The sequence below is a fragment of the Gordonia sp. 852002-50395_SCH5434458 genome (assembly GCF_001665905.1).
Lineage (GTDB): Bacteria > Actinomycetota > Actinomycetes > Mycobacteriales > Mycobacteriaceae > Gordonia > Gordonia jacobaea.
In genome coordinates, this window is record NZ_LZTC01000003.1 from 19,698 (window position 1) to 37,129 (window position 17,432).

Here is a 17,432-nt window from a genome sequence, read left to right on the forward strand (position 1 = left end):
TCGGGAATCGGACAAGGCGTACGAACGGCCCAGGTGTCGGGTCGCGCCTCAGCCGTGCTCGGGCTCCCCTGAAACGCGGTGGTCGGCGTGGTTGAGAGCCTCGGCGATGACCCTGCCGACGTGCCCGTCGCGTAGACGATAGATGATTCGACGCCCCTCGCGTCTGGTGTCGACGAGCCCGGTGAAGCGCAGTTTTGCCAGATGCTGACTGACCGCAGTCCGCGACGCTCCGACGGCCTCGGTCAGAGCCGTGACGTCACGCTCCTCGTCGCGCAACAGCCACAGGATGTGCAGCCGAGTGGGGTCGGACAGCATGGTGAAGAGCGCTGTTGCGGTACCGAGGAGCTCGGGGTCGGGGCTGACCCGGTGCTCGAGGCTCGGGGCAGGGGTGGCTGCCTGTTTCATCGGCGGTGATCACCGTTCGTCGGCGGTTGCGGTTGCTCGGTTCATCGTAAGTGAGATCCGCGGGTGGATTCGTAGGTTCGCCGGTCGTGTGTTCGCTGTTCGGGTGGCAGTCGCTGGTCGCCAGCTGTACGCGGCGCCGACAAGTCCGAGCAGCGCGAGCGCCGACAGTGCGAGTGCACACACCACTTGCCCGCTGGTCGAGGCGCCGAGACCGGCGAGTGGATAGGTCACCAGGAACGCGGCATGCGAGAGCGAGAACTGGGCGGTGAACACCTCGTCCCGGTCGGCGTCGGTGCTGTGATCGCGCAGCACACGTGCGGTGCCGGTCGAGATGATCGACGTCGCGGCACCAAGCACTGCCCAGAGTGCGAGCAATGTGATGTACGACGACGCGCCCAACCAGACAGCCATCGCCCCGACGCCGATCACGCAGGCGAGGGCGCAGGCCAGCATCGGCCGCGAGGTTCCCGCGCATCGGAAGATCGTCGGGCCGAGGAGCGCGGCGGCGATCGACCCCGCGCCGAACACGGCGAGCGCCACCGCGACCGCCGTCGCGGAACCTCCGAGGTCGGCGCGGACGAAGACCACTGTCCCAACCATGACAAGCGCTGTGGCCGCTGCGACGACGACGTTGATCCACAACACCCCGCGAAACGAACCGCGCGCCAGCATGATCCGACAACCCGCGAGGGTTCGCCTGGCGAAGCTCTCGGCGGTGGAGGTGGGCCTTTCTTTGATGCTGCGGCGGCACGAGATGACGAGGACGGCGGACGCGGCGAAGCCGAGCGCGGTGCCGACGAACAAAGTCGAGTACGACACGACGGTCAGCAGCGCCGCTGCGATCAGCGGGCTGCCGACGGATTCGAGGTCGTAGGCGATCCGCGATGCCGCGACGGCCGACGAATAGTCGTCCCGGTCGTCGACCACACGCGCAACGGTTGCCGAGAAGGTCGGCGTGAAGGTCGCCGATGCGGTCTGCAAAGCGAACACCAGGAGATAGATCTGCCAGACGTGGCCGACCCATGGCAGACAGCAGGCTATTGCGACACGTACGACGTCTGCGCCGACGAGCACTCGCGAGGCCGGTAGGGCGGTGACGAGCGCGCGCATCACCGGGGCCATCACGACGTACGCGACCATCTTCACCGCGAGTGCCGTGCCAAGAACCCGACCGGCGTCGGGGCCCACGAGGTCGTAGGCGAGCAGACCCAACGCAACGGTGAGCAGGCCGGTGCCCAGCAGCGACACCACCTGCGCGCCGTAGAGCCGACGGAAAGTCGGATAGCTGAATGCCCGCACGGGGCGATATTAGCTATATGTGCGCATCTGCGCACATATATTCGTGCGATATATACCCTAGGGGGGTATAAAGAGGATATGGAAACGCACGGGCACGCGGCCAAGGGCGCAGAACCAGGTAGCGACGAACACATGGGCCACGAGCACATGGACCACGGCGGCATGGACCACGGGGATATGGCGCACGGGCACATGGACCACGTCGCGATGTTCCGACGGTTGTTCTGGATCATGTGCGTGATCGCGATCCCGGTCGTTGTGGCTTCGCCGATGTTTGGGTCGATCGTCGGCTACACCGTCCCCGACAACGCGGTGCGCCTGATCTCGCCGGTGCTCGGCACGGTCATGTACCTCTGGGGCGGACGGCCGTTCCTGACCGGTGCCGTGAGCGAACTACGTTCGCGCACACCCGGAATGATGACCCTCATCGCGCTGGCGATCACGGTCGCATTCGTCGCGTCGTGGGGTGCGTCGCTTCACCTGCTCCCTCACGATCTCGACTTCTGGTGGGAGCTGGCACTTCTCATCGTCATCATGCTGCTCGGGCACTGGATAGAGATGCGCTCGATCGCGCAGACCACGTCGGCACTCGATTCGCTCGCATCACTGATGCCGGACGAAGCCGAGCGCGTCGTCGGCGATCCAGGTGGTGGGCAGACCGAGACGGTCGCCCCGGCCGACCTCGTCGAGGGCGACGTGGTGATCGTGCGTCCAGGGGGCAGGGTGCCCGCGGACGGTGTAATCATCGACGGCACAGCAGAACTCGACGAGTCGATGATCACCGGAGAGTCTGATCTCGTCACCCGCAAGGTCGGCGACAAGGTGGTCGCAGGAACGGTCACCGCAGACTCGGCGATCACGGTGAGGGTCAGAGCTGTCGGCGACGACACGACGCTCGCGGGCATCCAGCGCCTTGTCGCGCAGGCGCAGAATTCGACGTCGCGTGCGCAACGACTCGCCGATCGTGCTGCGGGCTGGCTCTTTTGGTTCGCGCTTGGCGCCGCGGCGCTGACCGCCATCATCTGGACGGCGATCGGACAACCCGAGGACGCAGTCATCCGCACGATCACGGTGCTGGTCATCGCGTGCCCGCACGCACTCGGACTCGCGATACCGCTGGTGGTCTCGATCGCCACCGAACGTGCCGCCCGGATGGGTGTGCTCGTCACCAATCGGATCGCGCTCGAAACCCTTCGGCAAATCGACGTCGTCTGCTTCGACAAGACCGGAACGCTTACCCGTGGACGGCCCGAGGTGACCGATATCGTTGCGCGCGAGGGGTATTCGAAGGAGGAGCTTCTCGGTCTCGCAGCGTCGGCCGAAATGCACAGCGAGCACCCGCTCGCCCACGCCATCGTGCGTGCCGCGCAGGACGAGGGTGTGCGCACCGCGTCGTCGAAGGATTTCAGTACGCACGCCGCAACGGGTGTGCGCGCTGTCGTCGACGGTCGGCAGGTGTCCGTCGGAGGTCCGAGGCTCGTCGAAAATGTGTCTGTCCCAGATGATCTCGCCTCGGCTGCACGGGATGTTCGGGGAAACACGGTGCTGTACATCATGATCGATGACGAGGTAGTCGGCGTGATCGCACTCGCCGACGAGCCGCGTCCCGAATCGGCCCAGGCGGTCGCCGAACTCCGTGACCGCGGCATCGAGTCGGTGATGATCACCGGCGATGCCCGAGACGTCGCCGACCGGGTGGCCAAGGCGGTGGGCATCACCGAGGTACACGCGCAGGTGCGGCCGGAAGACAAGGAGCAGATCGTCTCCGAACTGCAGAAGCAGGGCCACACCGTGGCTTTCGTGGGTGACGGCGTCAACGACGCCCCAGCCCTCGCGCGCGCCGACGTCGGTATCGCAATCGGCGCGGGTACCGATGTGGCGATCGGGTCGGCCGGCGTCGTGCTCGCCGGAGACGACCCGCGGACCGTCGTGTCGGCGATCGAACTCTCACGCAAGGCGTACCGCAAGATGAAGCAGAACCTCTGGTGGGCCGCCGGGTACAACCTCATCTCTGTGCCGCTCGCGGCGGGCATCCTCGCGCCGATCGGCTTCGTGCTCCCGATGGCGGTCGGAGCCCTGCTGATGTCGTTGTCGACGATCATCGTCGCGCTCAACGCCCAACTCCTGCGTCGAGCCGATCTACACGAACCGCGAATCTCGGCGTAGTCTTCGTGGAGGGTTTTCGACTGTGGGTCGAAAACGCTCAGGGTCGACAACATCGATTCGGCGAAGGAGCACGCACATGGGGCTCGGTCTGGCACGTGCCGATCTCGTCGTGGTCGGGGCGGGGGTCGCGGGACTCACCGCCGCACTGCACGCAGCAGAGCTCGGGCTGCGCGTGGTGATCTGCAACAAAGGTGCTGCGTACAGCCCTGAATCGCTTCAAAATGCCGGATCGCTTGAACATGCGGGACCGGTCGAACACAGCACGTCGACGTACTACGCGCAGGGCGGCGTCGCGGTGGTCGCACCCGACGATGTCGACGACAGCGTCGAATTGCACCTGCACGACACCCTGGCCGCCGGTGCAGGACTCGGCGATGCCGAGATCTCACGGGAGATCCTCGCGGACGGATGGTCTGCGGTGTCGCGCCTGCTCGGATGGGGTGCGCAGTTCGATCGCGATGCCTCGGGGAGATTCACCCGTACGCGTGAGGGCGGGCACAGCGTGCGTCGGATCATCCATTCCGGCGGCGACGCCACGGGCGCGCAGATTCAGCTGGCACTGTCGGAGGCGGTCTCCTCCGTAATTCGACGCGGCGATGTGCGCGTTCTCGACGACTGCACTGTCACCCGCGTACTCACCGTGAACGGACGCGCCGTTGGCGTCGCGTACCTCGGCGCGGACGGACCGGGAGTGGTGCATGCCCCGACGGTGTTGCTCGCGACGGGCGGCAGCGGACACCTCTTTGCCGCGACCACCAACCCGGCGGGCGCCACGGCAGACGGCCTCGCGCTCGCACTACGCGCGGGTGCCGACGTTGCCGACCTCGAGTTCGTGCAGTTCCACCCGACGATGCTGTACACGCCGGGAGCGCGAGGTCGGCGCACGCTGGTCACGGAAGCCATCCGAGGCGAGGGCGGACGTCTCGTCGACGCCGACGGAATGTCGGTGACCGAGGGCGTCCATCCGCTCGGCGACCTGGCACCGCGCGACGTCGTCGCCAACGCCGTGACGGCGGCGATGGAACGCACCGGACATCCGTGCGTGTACCTCGACATCTCGGCAATCGACGACTTCGTCACACGGTTTCCGACGGTCACCGCCGGACTGCGCGCGGCCGGCCTCGACCCAGCGGACGGGCGCATCCCGGTGGTGCCGGGCGCCCACTACCAGTGCGGTGGCGTCGTCACCGACGCGCACGGGCGCACGACGGTCGCAGGTCTACTCGCGGCAGGCGAGGTAGCCCGCACCGGGCTGCACGGCGCCAACCGGCTCGCATCCAATTCATTGCTCGAAGGGCTGGTGATGGGTGTCCGTGCTGCCGATGTCGCAGCGCTGACCAGCACCGACGTCGCCGTGGCGATCGGGTCACTCGGCGACGAGGCCGGTGTCGAGCAGGTGGTGGACCGAGATGTGCTGCAGGATGCGATGTCGCGTTTCGTCGGGTTGCGCCGCGACGCGGAGGGACTCGGGCGAGTCGCGGCGATGCTCGACGATGCGAGTCCACGCGTCCTCGCGACGCGGCGCGACGTCGAAGATGCGGCGTTGACACTTGCCGCGCGCGCCGTCGTGACGGCCGCCTTGGCGCGGACCAGCTCACGCGGGTGCCATGTGCGTACCGACGAGCAATACCCGGGTGCGGATCATCACGGGACCGGCGAACAGCGCTCGCGACCCTTCCGATTGGTCGACGGCAACATCTGCGCCGTCGGGGTAGAAGTGCCGGCGCTGACTTCCGTAGACTGACGCCGGGGAGAGGGTCGGTCGACGCACCGCACGGCCGTGATGACAGTCGATTCGACTGTGACGTGCCGGGTAATCGCGAGTAGCGTCGTCGCCACACGTAAGCAGCGCGTATTCGGGCCGATGGGAGGACCGTATGGACGGCCAGGGTTGCTGGTCAACGGTTGTGTGCTCCGCGGAGGAACGTCGCGCGCTCGGTTTGAGCGGGTCGTCGGAATGGTTGCTGCAGTGTCGGCTGGCGGCCGGACACGCGGGTAACCACGCCACGGATGCGAGTGCTCGACCGCGAAGCGACAGACGTCTCTGGCTCGAGTGGAACGACTTCGACGACCGCGCTCAATCGCTCATCGAGCGCAACCCGTGCCCGGTCCCGTCGCCCGAGGGAGCGCGCTGCGTCTTCTTCAACGGACATGGCGGACCACACTTCTATGCCCGGTCGAACGGGCATGCCCCGAGCCCTCGTCCCGGCAGCGGTGGTCCCCGGCGCGCGCCCGGTGGCGATGCCCGGGAGCCCGTCGGTACACCCGATCAGCCGCAGCGCAGCGGCCCGTCGACCGGCGATCTCCCGATCGCCGCGGGTAACGCCGGGTCGCATCGCCTCGACGATCCGCGCGGGTCGTCGCTCCGCGAGGCCCCGCCCGCACAGCATCCCGTCTCGTCACATTCGGGGTCGGGGCAGTCGGCTGCGGCACACGCCTACCGCGGTGGACGGCGGTCGACCAACGCTGAACCACCCTCGACGCCTGTCTACCAAGCCAACAGGCACCAGGCTCTCGACGTCGCTGGTCAGCGGTCCGTCGAGCAGCCCCAACCGCCGTCACCTCAACCCCCGTCACCCCAACCACCGTCACCTCGACCCCCGACGCCGCAGCGCGTCGATCCGTTGCAGGGTGGTCACCCGACATCCGGGGCGCAGGCCGATCCGGTGAGTGACGCGCTACACGAGGTTGCCGCGGCGTTGTCGAAGCTCGCCGACGCTCTCCATCACGCGCGCTCCTGAGACGTCTCTCGTCTTCCGCTCTCAGCTGTTGGCTATCCAGATACCCTAGGGGGGTACCGTTTATTGTCATTTCCTGGTATACCGGTAAGGGGTATACGAGGAGAGTGACCATGACCGTAGACGCGACACCGGACGCCGGGGCCAACACAGACGCCGAGCACAACGCACACGGGTACATCACGCGCAAGGACGACTACCTCAAGCGTCTTCGACGCATCGAGGGTCAGGCGCGTGGGCTTCAACGCATGGTCGACGACGAGGAGTACTGCATCGACATCCTCACCCAGTTGTCGGCAATGACCAAGGCGCTGCAGGCCGTTGGGCTCGGTCTGCTCGAAGAGCACATGAACCACTGCGTGGTACACGCAGCGCAGGAGAGCGACGAGGCCGGCCGAGCCAAGGTCGACGAGGCAATGGCCGCGATCGCCCGGCTCGTCAAGTCCTGATGCAGCCGGCCACTACGACGATCAACCATTACGAAAGGTAACCGAACACAATGACCACGAGCACCTACACCGTCACCGGGATGACCTGCGGGCACTGCGTCGCATCGGTTCGCGAGGAGATCGGCGAGATCCCCGGCGTGAACAATGTCGACGTGACTTTGGAGACGGGCGTCGTCGAGATCTCCAGCGATCGCGAACTTGCTCGCGACGAGGTTTCCGACGCCGTGTCCGAAGCCGGATACGAGCTGGTCTGACATGTCGACGACGTACACGACGCACGGTGAGGGGCCGGCCACCGTCGTCGACCTCGACATCACCGGCATGACGTGTGCGTCGTGTGCGAATCGTATCGAGCGCAAGCTCAACAAACTCGACGGCGTCCACGCCACGGTGAACTTCGCGACGGAAAGGGCGACGGTCGACGGCACGGCCGACGTCGACACCCTCGTCGCCACGGTTAAGGACGCCGGATACACGGCCACACCCGTGCGCCCGAAAACTGTTGGTGGGTCACCTGATTCGGGGCTGGGTGACGGGATCGAGCCCGATGGGGTCGATTCGAGTCCTGCTGCCGTCGAGTTGCGGGGATTACGTCAACGACTTGTCATCTCGGCGCTGCTGTCGATACCGGTCATCGTCCTCGCGATGGTGCCGGCGTGGCAGTTCACCAACTGGCAGTGGCTGTCGCTGACTCTTGCTGCACCCGTGATCATCTGGGGCGGCTATCCGTTCCATCTCGCCGCGTGGCGCAATCTGCGGCATGGCACTGCAACCATGGATACGCTGGTGTCGATGGGCACTCTTGCCGCCTTCGGGTGGTCTTTGTACGCCTTGTTCTTCGGTATGGCCGGAATGCCGGGCATGACACACGGATTCGAGCTACTCCCCGATCGCGGAGCGGGAGCGTCGTTCATCTACCTGGAGGCCGCAGCGGGCGTCACAACGTTCATCCTCGCCGGTCGCTACGCGGAGAAGCGTGCCAAAATCCGTGCGGGGGATGCACTTCGGGCTCTGATGAACCTCGGCGCGAAGGATGTCGTGATCCGACGTTCGGGCGGTGAGGTCAGGGTCCCGATCGCAGAGCTCGCCGTCGGAGACGAGTTCGTTGTTCGTCCCGGCGAGAAGATCGCCACCGACGGAGTGGTCGTCGAGGGTGCCTCCGCTGTCGACATGTCCATGCTCACAGGCGAATCCGTGCCCGTCGAGGTGACCGTCGACGACAACGTCGTCGGCGCGACGATCAATACGAGCGGTCGACTCGTGGTTCGTGCGACCCACGTCGGTTCCGACACCGCGCTGGCACAGATGGCCAGGATGGTCGAGGCAGCGCAGGCGGGTAAGGCACAGGTTCAACGACTCGCTGACCGGATCTCCGGCGTGTTCGTGCCCGCAGTCATGCTGATCGCCCTTGCCGCACTGATCTTCTGGTGGGTCGACGGCTCGGTGCTGACCGCGTTCACCGCAGCCGTCTCGGTTCTGATCATCGCGTGCCCCTGTGCGCTCGGACTGGCGACACCGACTGCTTTGATGGTCGGCACCGGACGTGGTGCGCAACTTGGAATCCTGTTGTCGGGTCCCGAAGTGCTCGAGAAGACTCGACGCATCGACACCGTCGTGCTGGACAAGACCGGCACCGTGACCACCGGGGAGATGCGTGTCGACGCCATACACCCTGCAGCCGGGGTCACCTCGGAAGAGGTCACCACTCTCGCCGCAGCGGTGGAGAAGGGTTCTGAACATCCGATCGGTCACGCGATCGTCGTTGCCGCTCAGGATCTTCCGGTACCCGAGGTCGATGAATTCGACGCCGCTCACGGTGTCGGTGTGTCAGGCAGGGTCGGAGCCAGCAGCTTGGCCGTCAGTGGGCCCGCGCATCTCGACGTCGAACTCGACGAAGGACTTCGCAGTGCCATCGACGATGCACAGGCCGCGGGAGCGACTCCCGTCGTCGTGCTGCGCGACGGTGCGCCCATCGGTGTCATCGTGGTGTCGGACACGGTGAAACCGGGCGCCGCCGAAGCGATTTCGCGCATGAAGAAGGCGGGACTGCGACCGGTTCTGTTGACCGGAGACAACGCAGGCGCCGCCCGGCACGTCGCCGGCATCGTCGGTATCGGCACCGTGATCTCCGATGTGCGGCCCGAGGACAAGGTCGCCGAGGTCGTCCGCCTACAGCAGGCCGGCGCGACCGTGGCGATGGTCGGCGACGGCATCAACGACGCGCCGGCCCTCGCGCAGGCCGACCTCGGCATCGCGATGGGTACCGGTACCGATGTCGCGATCGCCGCCAGCGACGTGACCGTCGTCGACGGCGACCTGAACAAGGTGCTCGACGCGATCACGTTGTCGCGCGCGACATTACGGACGATCAAGCAGAACCTCTTCTGGGCGTTCGGCTACAACGTCGCCGCGATCCCGCTCGCCGCTGCCGCGCTGCTCAATCCGATGATCGCGGGCGCCGCGATGGCGCTCTCGTCGGTGTTCGTCGTGCTGAACAGCCTTCGCCTGCGGCGGTTTACGCCGCGGCGGTGATCTCGACAAGCTCGATCAGCGGGGAGCAGCTCGATTAGCGTGGGGTCGCTCGATCGGCGGGTGGGCGGCTCGATCGGCGGTGGGGTCAGCGGCGCGCGGCGGCGTGGCGGCCGGCGCGGCGTCCGAAGTACGAGCCCTCGCCTAGCTGTGTTCCGCTGGCGTAGCCCTTGCTGTCCTGTGCGATGTTCGCGGCGCACGCGCCCGCTGCGTAGAGTCCGGGAATCGCGGTCCCGGATGCGTCGAGCACCTCGCCGTCGACCGAGGTCGCCATGCCGCCGAGGGTGAACCCCGCGTACATCGCCTTTCCCAGACTCATGTCGAAGACCGCCCACGGGCCCTTGTCTTGCGGCGCAAGGTATTCGGGCGCCTTGTGGAAGTCCGGGTCCTCGCCGCGTGCGGCGTTCTCGTTGTACCGATCAAGGCTCGCCTGCAGCCTCCCGGTCGGAATGCCGAGTGCCTGTTCGGCTTCGGCAATCGTCTCGTAGCCGTCGACAAACGGCACCAGCGGCATGCGTGGTCGCTTCATGTGTGCTTCGTCGACGATCAGATACGCGGTCGAATCCGGTTGTTCGAGAACAAAACTCGACGTCCGCGAGTGGTAGGAGTCTTCCGCCACGAACCGATCGCCATTCTTGTTCACCGCGATCCCGGTCAGCAGAATGGCCGGCGGGTAGACAGGTGCAGTGCAGAATGCCTGATCCATGTGCTTGAGTTCGGCGCCCACCGAGACACCCATGCGGAGTCCGAGGCCGTCGTCGTAGGTGTTGCCGAGGACGTACGGCTTTTCGGTGAGCCACGGCACGTTCTCCGCGACCATGTCGGAGTTCATCACGAACCCGCCCGCGGCGATGACGACTCCCTGCGCCCTGATCACCCCGTCGCCACTGCCGGGGCTGTGCCACGCGACTCCGGCGACAGCGCCGTCGTCGACGACGAGTTGCCGAGCGCCGGTCTCGTAGCGCACCTCCACTCCGAGGTCGGCGAGACGTTTGACCAGCAACTCGACGATCATCGCGGCCCCGCCCGTGTCGCCGGGGACCGGAACCTTGTGCCCACGCGGGGCGGGAACGGCCATGGTGTTGAACGGCCACACCTTCTCGTTGCCGGTGTACATCAGACCCTGCGTCTCGGGCTGGACGACGGCCTTCTCCGGGTAGTAACTGCGCTCGAACTGAAAGCCGAGAGCTTCGAGCCAATCGAAATGCTCGACGCTGTCGACGCAGTACGCATGGATCTTGTCCGGCTCGGGGTCGCTGGAGACCGCGGTGATGTACCGCTCCATCTCTTCGGCGGAATCGTCGTGCCCGGTGGCTTTCTGGACCGCCGTACCGCCGCCGAGGTAGAAGTGTCCGCCCGCCAGTGCCGTCGTGCCGCCGGCCGCCGCCGCACGCTCGAGAACCAGAACGCGTGCTCCATTCGACGCCGCCTCCACCGCGGCGCATCCGCCCGCGATGCCCAGTCCGATCACCACGACGTCGACCTCGTCGCTGAACTGCGTCACCGCGCCGAGGGGGAGGGTGTCGGGAATCCGTGTGCCGTCAGCCATGCGGCTTAGCGTAGACCACAAACTAGAACGTGTTCTAGTGATTGAGGGTCGCGTGCGTTTGCCTTCTCCTCAGGCTTTGGAGGTATCAAGGGGTGTGTCCTCTGGACGAACCCTTACCAGACCCGACGTCGACGACAATCGTCGACCGTCGACGCATGACGGCCCCGCAGCGGTCGCCGGGCTGATCGCCGTCGGCGCAGGCCTCGCCGTTGGCGAGTTGTGTGCGGTTCCGATCTCGGAGAACAGTTCGCCGTTCTTCGCCGTCGGGTCGACGGTCGTCGACCACACGCCGCAGGCGGTCCGTGAGTGGGCGATCGGGGTGTTCGGCACCTCGGACAAGACGGCGTTGTTCACCGGGATGGCACTGATCATCGTCGTCCTCGCAGCGGCGACGGGGGTGCTCGAGCGGCGTCGACCTCCCTTCGGCTGCATCGTGATCGGAGTGTTCGCCGTGCTCGGGGTGGTCGCGGCGCTCAACCGGTCGGGTTCGAGCGGCGCCTACGTCATTCCGTCGCTGCTCGCCGGAGTCGTCGGTATCGGGGTGCTGCGACTGCTCCTGCGACAACTCGACGCCCCGCAAGCCACCAACGGCGACGAGCAACAGGACGACGAGCGACAGTCCGGGGTCCCACGGCGCTTCGTCCTGACGGCTGCGGGAATCGCGGTCGCCGCCATCGCGGTGGGCGCCATCGGCCGCAAACTGCTTGCCGACGCCGCGCGCACCGTCGCCGATCGCGCGGGCATCAAGCTGCCCGCGCCCGCCTCACCCGCGCCGCCGATCCCCGCGGGCGTCGATATCGGTGTGCAGGGAGCGACGTCGTACGTCACCGACAACGCGTCGTTCTATCGCATCGATACCGCCCTGCAGGTGCCTCAACTGACCACCACGGACTGGAAGCTGCGGGTGCACGGCCTCGTCGACGAGGAGTTCACCCTCACCTGGGACGAACTGCTCGCCATGCCCATGACTGAACGCGTCGTGACGTTGACCTGCGTGTCCAACGAGGTCGGCGGCGACCTCATCGGCAATGCCCGCTGGCTCGGCGTGCCGATGAAGGCCATCCTCGACAGGGCCGGAGTGCGCCCTGGCGCCGACATGTTGCTCTCGACGAGCTCAGACGGATGGACCGCGGGCACCCCGGTGTCGGCGATCACCGACAAGCGTGACGCGCTGCTGGCAGTCGCTATGAACGGCGAGCCGCTTCCCATCGAACACGGATTCCCTGTGCGACAAGTGATTCCGGGGCTCTACGGGTATGTGTCGGCGACGAAGTGGGTGACCGACTGGGAACTCACTCGGTTCGCCGACGCTCAGGCGTACTGGACGACGCGCGGTTGGTCGGCGCTTGGTCCGATCAAACTCGCGTCGCGCATCGACCGTCCAGCGGGCGGCTCGGTCAAGCCCGGAGAGGTGATCATCGCCGGGACGGCGTGGGCGCAGCACACGGGTATCTCCGCTGTACAGGTCCGCGTCGACCGCGGGCCCTGGCAGGACGCGCAATTGGCAACCGAGTACAGCATCGACACCTGGCGCCAGTGGAAGTTCACCTGGCAGGCGACGAGCGGCCAGCACACCGTCGAATGCCGTGCCATCGACAAGAACGGGAAGACGCAGACCGAGACCGAGGCCGACCCGGTTCCCGACGGCGCGACCGGACTCGATTCTCGCGACTACACCGTCGGCTGATGAGAGCACGGAGTGGTGCCGCCGTGGGCGTGAGGCTATTGCCGGGGTTACCCTTCGACGCAGCACACGTTGAGGGGTGGGTCACATGCGCGGGGTTGTCACTTCTGGACTCGCTGTGTGCGCCGCGGCCCTACTGCTGACCCCCGGCACCGCCGGTGCGGCTTCGCAGGGCGCGCAGGGTCCCGTCCGGCTCCCCACGGTTCAATTGCCCGGGTCCTGGTACGAGCCGACGCCGATCCGGGACAAACCCAGCTGGCTCCCGGAGGGTCTCGGAGAAGACTCGACGGTGCTCCTCATCCCCGGCACCAGCGACTTCACACCGATCAGCTCGACGGTGATCGGCGGCGCAGGCTCCCCGATGGGAGGCGACCAGTACGGCCGCACGGTCGACGTCGGGTTCTACGACGCACCCCATGGCGCGGGCTCCTACAATCCGAAAATCCCTGTCGTGCAATACCCTGCGGCATTCGGAGTCGTAGTCGGCAATAAGAAGTTCGATCTCACCGGCAACGGCACCTACAACGATTCGGTCTACATCGGTACCGCCGACGGGGTCGCTGACGCCGAGCGGGCATGGGTTGATCGCGGTAAATCGGGCACCATCGTTCTCAATGGCTACTCGCAGAGCGGGCCCATCGCGATGAACGTCGCCTACAAACTCCACCAGAAGTACTTGGCGGGAGACGCGGATGCGATCCCGGATGCCAACGTTGTCGTGGTGGTCGGCGCCGACTCGCGATTTCCCAACACCGGCATCGAAACGGTCATACCCAGCGTCATTCCCGGTGCCTACACGAACGGTCCGCGCGACGAATCGAGTACCGGCGACATTCGGGTCATTTCCTACTGCGTGCGCGGAGACTCGGTGTGCGGCTTGGGAAATCCCCTCGCGCACCCGTTGACCTCCGCCTTGTACTTCTTGCCCGGCGCTACGATCCACGGCCAAAAGGGCAATCTGGTGAACCAGTACCGGGTGGTCTCGACCAAAGAAGTCGGCGCCACCACCTACGTGGTCCTCGACGGCGGCAATCCGCAGGGGATCTTTCTGCGCAGCTTGGGCATACCCGTTCCACCAGAATTCGACGACGCGCTCGACACTCTTGTCCCCGTACCGGAGCCGGGCGAGGCGTCGAAGAATGCAGGCGAGAAGCTGCCGACACCGCGCGAGATCCAGGTTGCTCTGTACGACGCGTTGGGGCTGCAGGTACCGGTCACCGACCCCGACGCCCTCGCTGCACAGGGCAAGACGTGGCAGCCGCCGCAGAACACCAGTGCGACGCCGACCCCTGCTCCCACATCCGGTGACCAGCTCCCCGCAGCCGCCGACACCGCGCCCGCAGCGGTCCCCGAGGACCCCGTCGGCGACTTGGTTGCCCATTTAGTTCGGTGGGCAGCCGGCAACGTCAAGCAAAAGTGAGCAATTCAACGGCGTGATCTGCGTCTGCTGAGGTCATGCTATGTTCGTCGCACCGAATTTCGAGCGGGCGCGGCGTGCGGATGACCACCTCATTGACGAACGCGCCCCGACGAGGCGCCAAACGCAGTGGCCGGAGGAGTAAACCCGCGGATCACCGTGCGCTCGTACCCAAACAGATCGAGCACTGACGAAGACCAGTGCCGAAGAAGACAGAGAAGAAACTGACAACATGAGCGTGGGAGTCGTGCGCGAAACGGCCGAGGGTGAGCGTCGCGTGGCGCTCGTCCCGAAGGTCGTTGCGACGCTGGTAGGTAAGGGAGTGCCGGTAACCGTCGAATCGGGCGCCGGTGTGGAGGCGTTGATCCCCGACGACGCATACGTCGAGGCAGGAGCGACGATCGGCGATCCGTACGCGGCGGATGTGGTGCTTCGTGTGTCACCGCCGAGCGACGCCGAGATCGCCAAGCTGCGGCGCGGCCAGAAGCTGATCGGCTTCCTCGCGCCGCGCAATGCCGACACCAAGGTCGGAGCGCTGAAGGAAGCGGGCGTCGAGGCGTACGCCGTCGAGGCGATTCCGCGCATCTCGCGTGCGCAGGTCATGGACGCACTGAGCTCGCAGGCCAACGTGAGCGGCTACAAGTCGGTCGTCGTGGCAGCCGACAAGTCGACGCGATTCTTCCCGATGCTCACCACCGCGGCGGGCACGGTCAAGCCCGCAACCGTACTGGTGCTCGGCGTGGGTGTCGCCGGGCTGCAGGCGCTGGCAACGGCCAAGCGCCTCGGCGGCCGCACCACCGGCTACGACGTGCGACCCGAGGTGGCCGAGCAGGTCCGTTCGGTCGGCGCGCAGTGGCTCGATCTGGGAATCGACGCCGCCGGTGAAGGCGGATACGCCCGTGAACTCACCGACGACGAGCGTGCCAAGCAGCAGCAGGCGCTCGAAGACGCGATCAAGGGTTTCGACATCGTCATCACCACCGCGCTGGTTCCGGGCCGCCCGGCGCCTCGCCTGGTCACCGCCGCCGCAGTCGAGGGAATGAAGCCCGGCAGCGTCGTCGTCGATCTTGCAGGTGAAACCGGTGGCAACTGTGAGTTGACCGAACCGGGTCAGACCGTCGTCAAACACGACGTCACCATCACGTCTCCGCTGAACCTGCCCGCGACGATGCCCGAGCATGCCAGCGAGCTGTACTCGAAGAACCTGCAGGCGCTGATCGAGCTCATGCTCGACGAGAACGGCGCCATCACACCCGATTTCGACGATGAGGTCATCGCATCCGCATGCGTGACCGGGTCGACGTCGACCAGTTCGGAGGTGAAGGCCTGATGTACACCGGTCTCATGGCGAACATCGCCATTCTCGTTCTCGCGGGATTCGTCGGCTTCGCGGTCATCTCGAAGGTGCCCAACACGCTGCACACCCCACTTATGTCCGGTACCAACGCTATCCACGGCATCGTTGTGCTCGGCGCGCTGGTCGTGCTGGGTTCGCTTCCGGCAGATGCCAATTGGGGTACCCGGATCATCGCGTTCGTCGCGCTGATCTTCGGCACGCTCAACGTGGTCGGCGGATTCCTCGTCACCGACCGCATGCTCGGAATGTTCAAGGGTAAGAAGGAGTCTGCCAAGTGAGCGCCATCCTCGCCTCGACGGTGCTGGCGAGCGAGTCGACGGGACAGGTCTCCGAAGGCCTGGGCTACGGCGTCACGGCTCTTTACATCGTCTCCTTCTCGCTGTTCATCTACGGCCTGATGGGCCTGACCGGCCCCAAGACCGCTGTGCGCGGAAACTGGATCGCCGCAACGGGTATGGGCATCGCGATCGTCGCGACCCTGCTCAGCGTCTACAACGACGCAGGCGACGTCGGTGTCCCGACTGTCAACTGGGTGCTGATCGCCATCGGTCTCGCGATCGGTGTCGCACTTGGTATCCCGCCCGCGCTCAAGACCAAGATGACGGCGATGCCGCAGTTGGTCGCGCTCTTCAACGGCGTCGGCGGTGGAACCGTCGCGCTCATCGCATGGGCCGAATACATCGAGTACGACGGCTTCACCCAGGTGCCGCACGAGCCGAACGTGGCCGTGATCGTCGGATCGCTCTTCGCGGCGATCATCGGTTCGATCTCCTTCTGGGGCTCGCTGGTCGCCTTCGCGAAGCTGCAGGAACTGCTCAACAAGAACCTCGAGAAGAAGCTCGTCGCAGCCGCCAAGCTGTTCCAGGTCGCCAACGTCGTGCTGGCGATCGTGGCCGTCGCGGTGGCCGTGGTCATCGGTGTGAAGGCGAGCTCGACCAACGCGACTCCGTGGTACTGGATCGTCATCCTGCTCGTGGTCGCGGGCCTGATGGGTCTGTTCGTGGTGTTCCCCATCGGCGGCGCCGACATGCCCGTCGTCATCTCGTTGCTCAACGCACTCACCGGATTGTCCGCTGCCGCTGCGGGTCTCGCGCTGAACAACCAGGCGATGATCGTGGCAGGCATGATCGTCGGCGCGTCGGGTTCGATCCTGACGATGCTGATGGCCAAGGCCATGAACCGTTCCATTCCCGCAATCATCTTCGGGTCCTTCGGTGGCGGCGACGCCGGTGCCGCGGGTGTCGCGGGTGGTGCGGGCGGCACGGTCAAGGCCACGTCGGCTGCCGACGCCGCGATCCAGATGGCGTACGCCAACCAGGTCGTCGTCGTTCCGGGCTACGGTCTCGCCGTCGCCCAGGCGCAGCACACGGTCAAGGAAATGGCAGACCTGTTGGAGGACAAGGGCGTCGAGGTCAAGTACGCGATTCACCCGGTCGCCGGTCGTATGCCCGGCCACATGAACGTGCTGCTGGCCGAGGCCGACGTGCCGTACGACTCGATGAAGGAGATGGACGACATCAACGGCGAGTTCACTCGCACCGACGTCACCATCGTCATCGGCGCCAACGACGTGACCAATCCGGCGGCGCGCAACGACCCGTCGTCGCCGATTCACGGAATGCCGATCCTCAACGTCGACCAGTCCCGATCGGTCATCGTTCTCAAGCGTTCGATGAGTTCGGGCTACGCCGGTATCGACAATCCGCTGTTCACCGCGGAGCAGACGTCGATGCTGTTCGGCGACGCGAAGAAGTCGGTCGCCGAGGTCATCGAGGAGCTCAAGGCGCTGTAGCAGCCTCATGAAGTGCTTTACGATTTGGTAGCAGCGGGCGGCACATT

General features: G+C 66.0%; 14 protein-coding genes. 11 read left to right on the forward strand and 3 right to left on the reverse strand.

Annotated elements, in window-relative coordinates:
- Positions 1-48: 48 nt before the first annotated feature.
- Both A5785_RS00330 and A5785_RS00335 read right to left on the reverse strand, forming a co-directional pair.
- Complete coding sequence (locus tag A5785_RS00330) at positions 49-405, reverse strand: ArsR/SmtB family transcription factor (protein ID WP_049699384.1); 357 nt, start codon at positions 403-405, stop codon at positions 49-51.
- Positions 406-414: 9 nt separating this feature from the next.
- Complete coding sequence (locus A5785_RS00335) at positions 415-1,704, reverse strand: MFS transporter (protein ID WP_231894138.1); 1,290 nt, start codon at positions 1,702-1,704, stop codon at positions 415-417.
- Between the two features lie 78 nt (positions 1,705-1,782).
- Between A5785_RS00335 and A5785_RS00340 the strand changes: the two genes are divergently transcribed.
- The 6 genes from A5785_RS00340 (at position 1,783) to A5785_RS00365 (ending at position 9,589) form a co-directional block, all read left to right on the forward strand.
- Positions 1,783-3,870: a heavy metal translocating P-type ATPase gene (locus A5785_RS00340; protein ID WP_064864070.1), complete on the forward strand. Its 2,088-nt coding sequence runs from the start codon at positions 1,783-1,785 to the stop codon at positions 3,868-3,870.
- Between the two features lie 76 nt (positions 3,871-3,946).
- On the forward strand, positions 3,947-5,614 hold the full coding sequence (gene nadB, locus A5785_RS00345) for an L-aspartate oxidase (RefSeq protein ID WP_064864072.1): 1,668 nt from the start codon (positions 3,947-3,949) through the stop codon (positions 5,612-5,614).
- A 133-nt stretch (positions 5,615-5,747) separates the two neighbouring features.
- Positions 5,748-6,611, forward strand: a complete 864-nt coding sequence (locus A5785_RS00350) for a hypothetical protein (RefSeq protein ID WP_064864074.1) — start codon at positions 5,748-5,750, stop codon at positions 6,609-6,611.
- Positions 6,612-6,721: 110 nt separating this feature from the next.
- Complete coding sequence (locus tag A5785_RS00355; protein ID WP_064864076.1) at positions 6,722-7,057, forward strand: metal-sensitive transcriptional regulator; 336 nt, start codon at positions 6,722-6,724, stop codon at positions 7,055-7,057.
- 50 nt (positions 7,058-7,107) lie between these two features.
- Entirely contained in the window at positions 7,108-7,311 is a 204-nt protein-coding gene (locus A5785_RS00360) for a heavy-metal-associated domain-containing protein (RefSeq protein WP_005203212.1), read from the forward strand.
- A 1-nt stretch (position 7,312) separates the two neighbouring features.
- Complete coding sequence (locus A5785_RS00365; protein WP_064864078.1) at positions 7,313-9,589, forward strand: heavy metal translocating P-type ATPase; 2,277 nt, start codon at positions 7,313-7,315, stop codon at positions 9,587-9,589.
- Between the two features lie 85 nt (positions 9,590-9,674).
- Here A5785_RS00365 and A5785_RS00370 read toward each other — a convergent pair whose 3' ends face one another.
- Positions 9,675-11,135 carry an FAD-binding protein gene (locus tag A5785_RS00370; RefSeq protein ID WP_064864080.1) on the reverse strand — a complete coding sequence of 487 codons (1,461 nt, stop codon included), beginning with the start codon at positions 11,133-11,135 and terminating at the stop codon, positions 9,675-9,677.
- A 94-nt stretch (positions 11,136-11,229) separates the two neighbouring features.
- On the opposite strand from A5785_RS00370, the gene A5785_RS00375 reads away from it, so the two are divergent.
- The 5 genes from A5785_RS00375 (at position 11,230) to A5785_RS00395 (ending at position 17,385) form a co-directional block, all read left to right on the forward strand.
- A complete protein-coding gene (locus A5785_RS00375) occupies positions 11,230-12,822 on the forward strand; it encodes a molybdopterin-dependent oxidoreductase (protein ID WP_064864082.1) in 1,593 nt (530 codons plus the stop codon).
- A gap of 85 nt (positions 12,823-12,907) precedes the next feature.
- Complete coding sequence (locus A5785_RS00380) at positions 12,908-14,239, forward strand: PE-PPE domain-containing protein (RefSeq protein ID WP_064864084.1); 1,332 nt, start codon at positions 12,908-12,910, stop codon at positions 14,237-14,239.
- 229 nt (positions 14,240-14,468) lie between these two features.
- On the forward strand, positions 14,469-15,566 hold the full coding sequence (locus tag A5785_RS00385) for a Re/Si-specific NAD(P)(+) transhydrogenase subunit alpha (RefSeq protein WP_005203205.1): 1,098 nt from the start codon (positions 14,469-14,471) through the stop codon (positions 15,564-15,566).
- On the forward strand, positions 15,566-15,871 hold the full coding sequence (locus tag A5785_RS00390; protein WP_005177965.1) for an NAD(P) transhydrogenase subunit alpha: 306 nt from the start codon (positions 15,566-15,568) through the stop codon (positions 15,869-15,871). The genes A5785_RS00385 and A5785_RS00390 overlap by 1 nt, the downstream gene beginning before the upstream one ends.
- Positions 15,868-17,385 (forward strand): NAD(P)(+) transhydrogenase (Re/Si-specific) subunit beta, encoded by a 1,518-nt coding sequence (locus tag A5785_RS00395; protein WP_082937967.1) that lies wholly within the window; start codon positions 15,868-15,870, stop codon positions 17,383-17,385. Before A5785_RS00390 ends, A5785_RS00395 begins: the two co-directional genes overlap by 4 nt.
- The last annotated feature ends 47 nt before the right edge of the window (positions 17,386-17,432 follow it).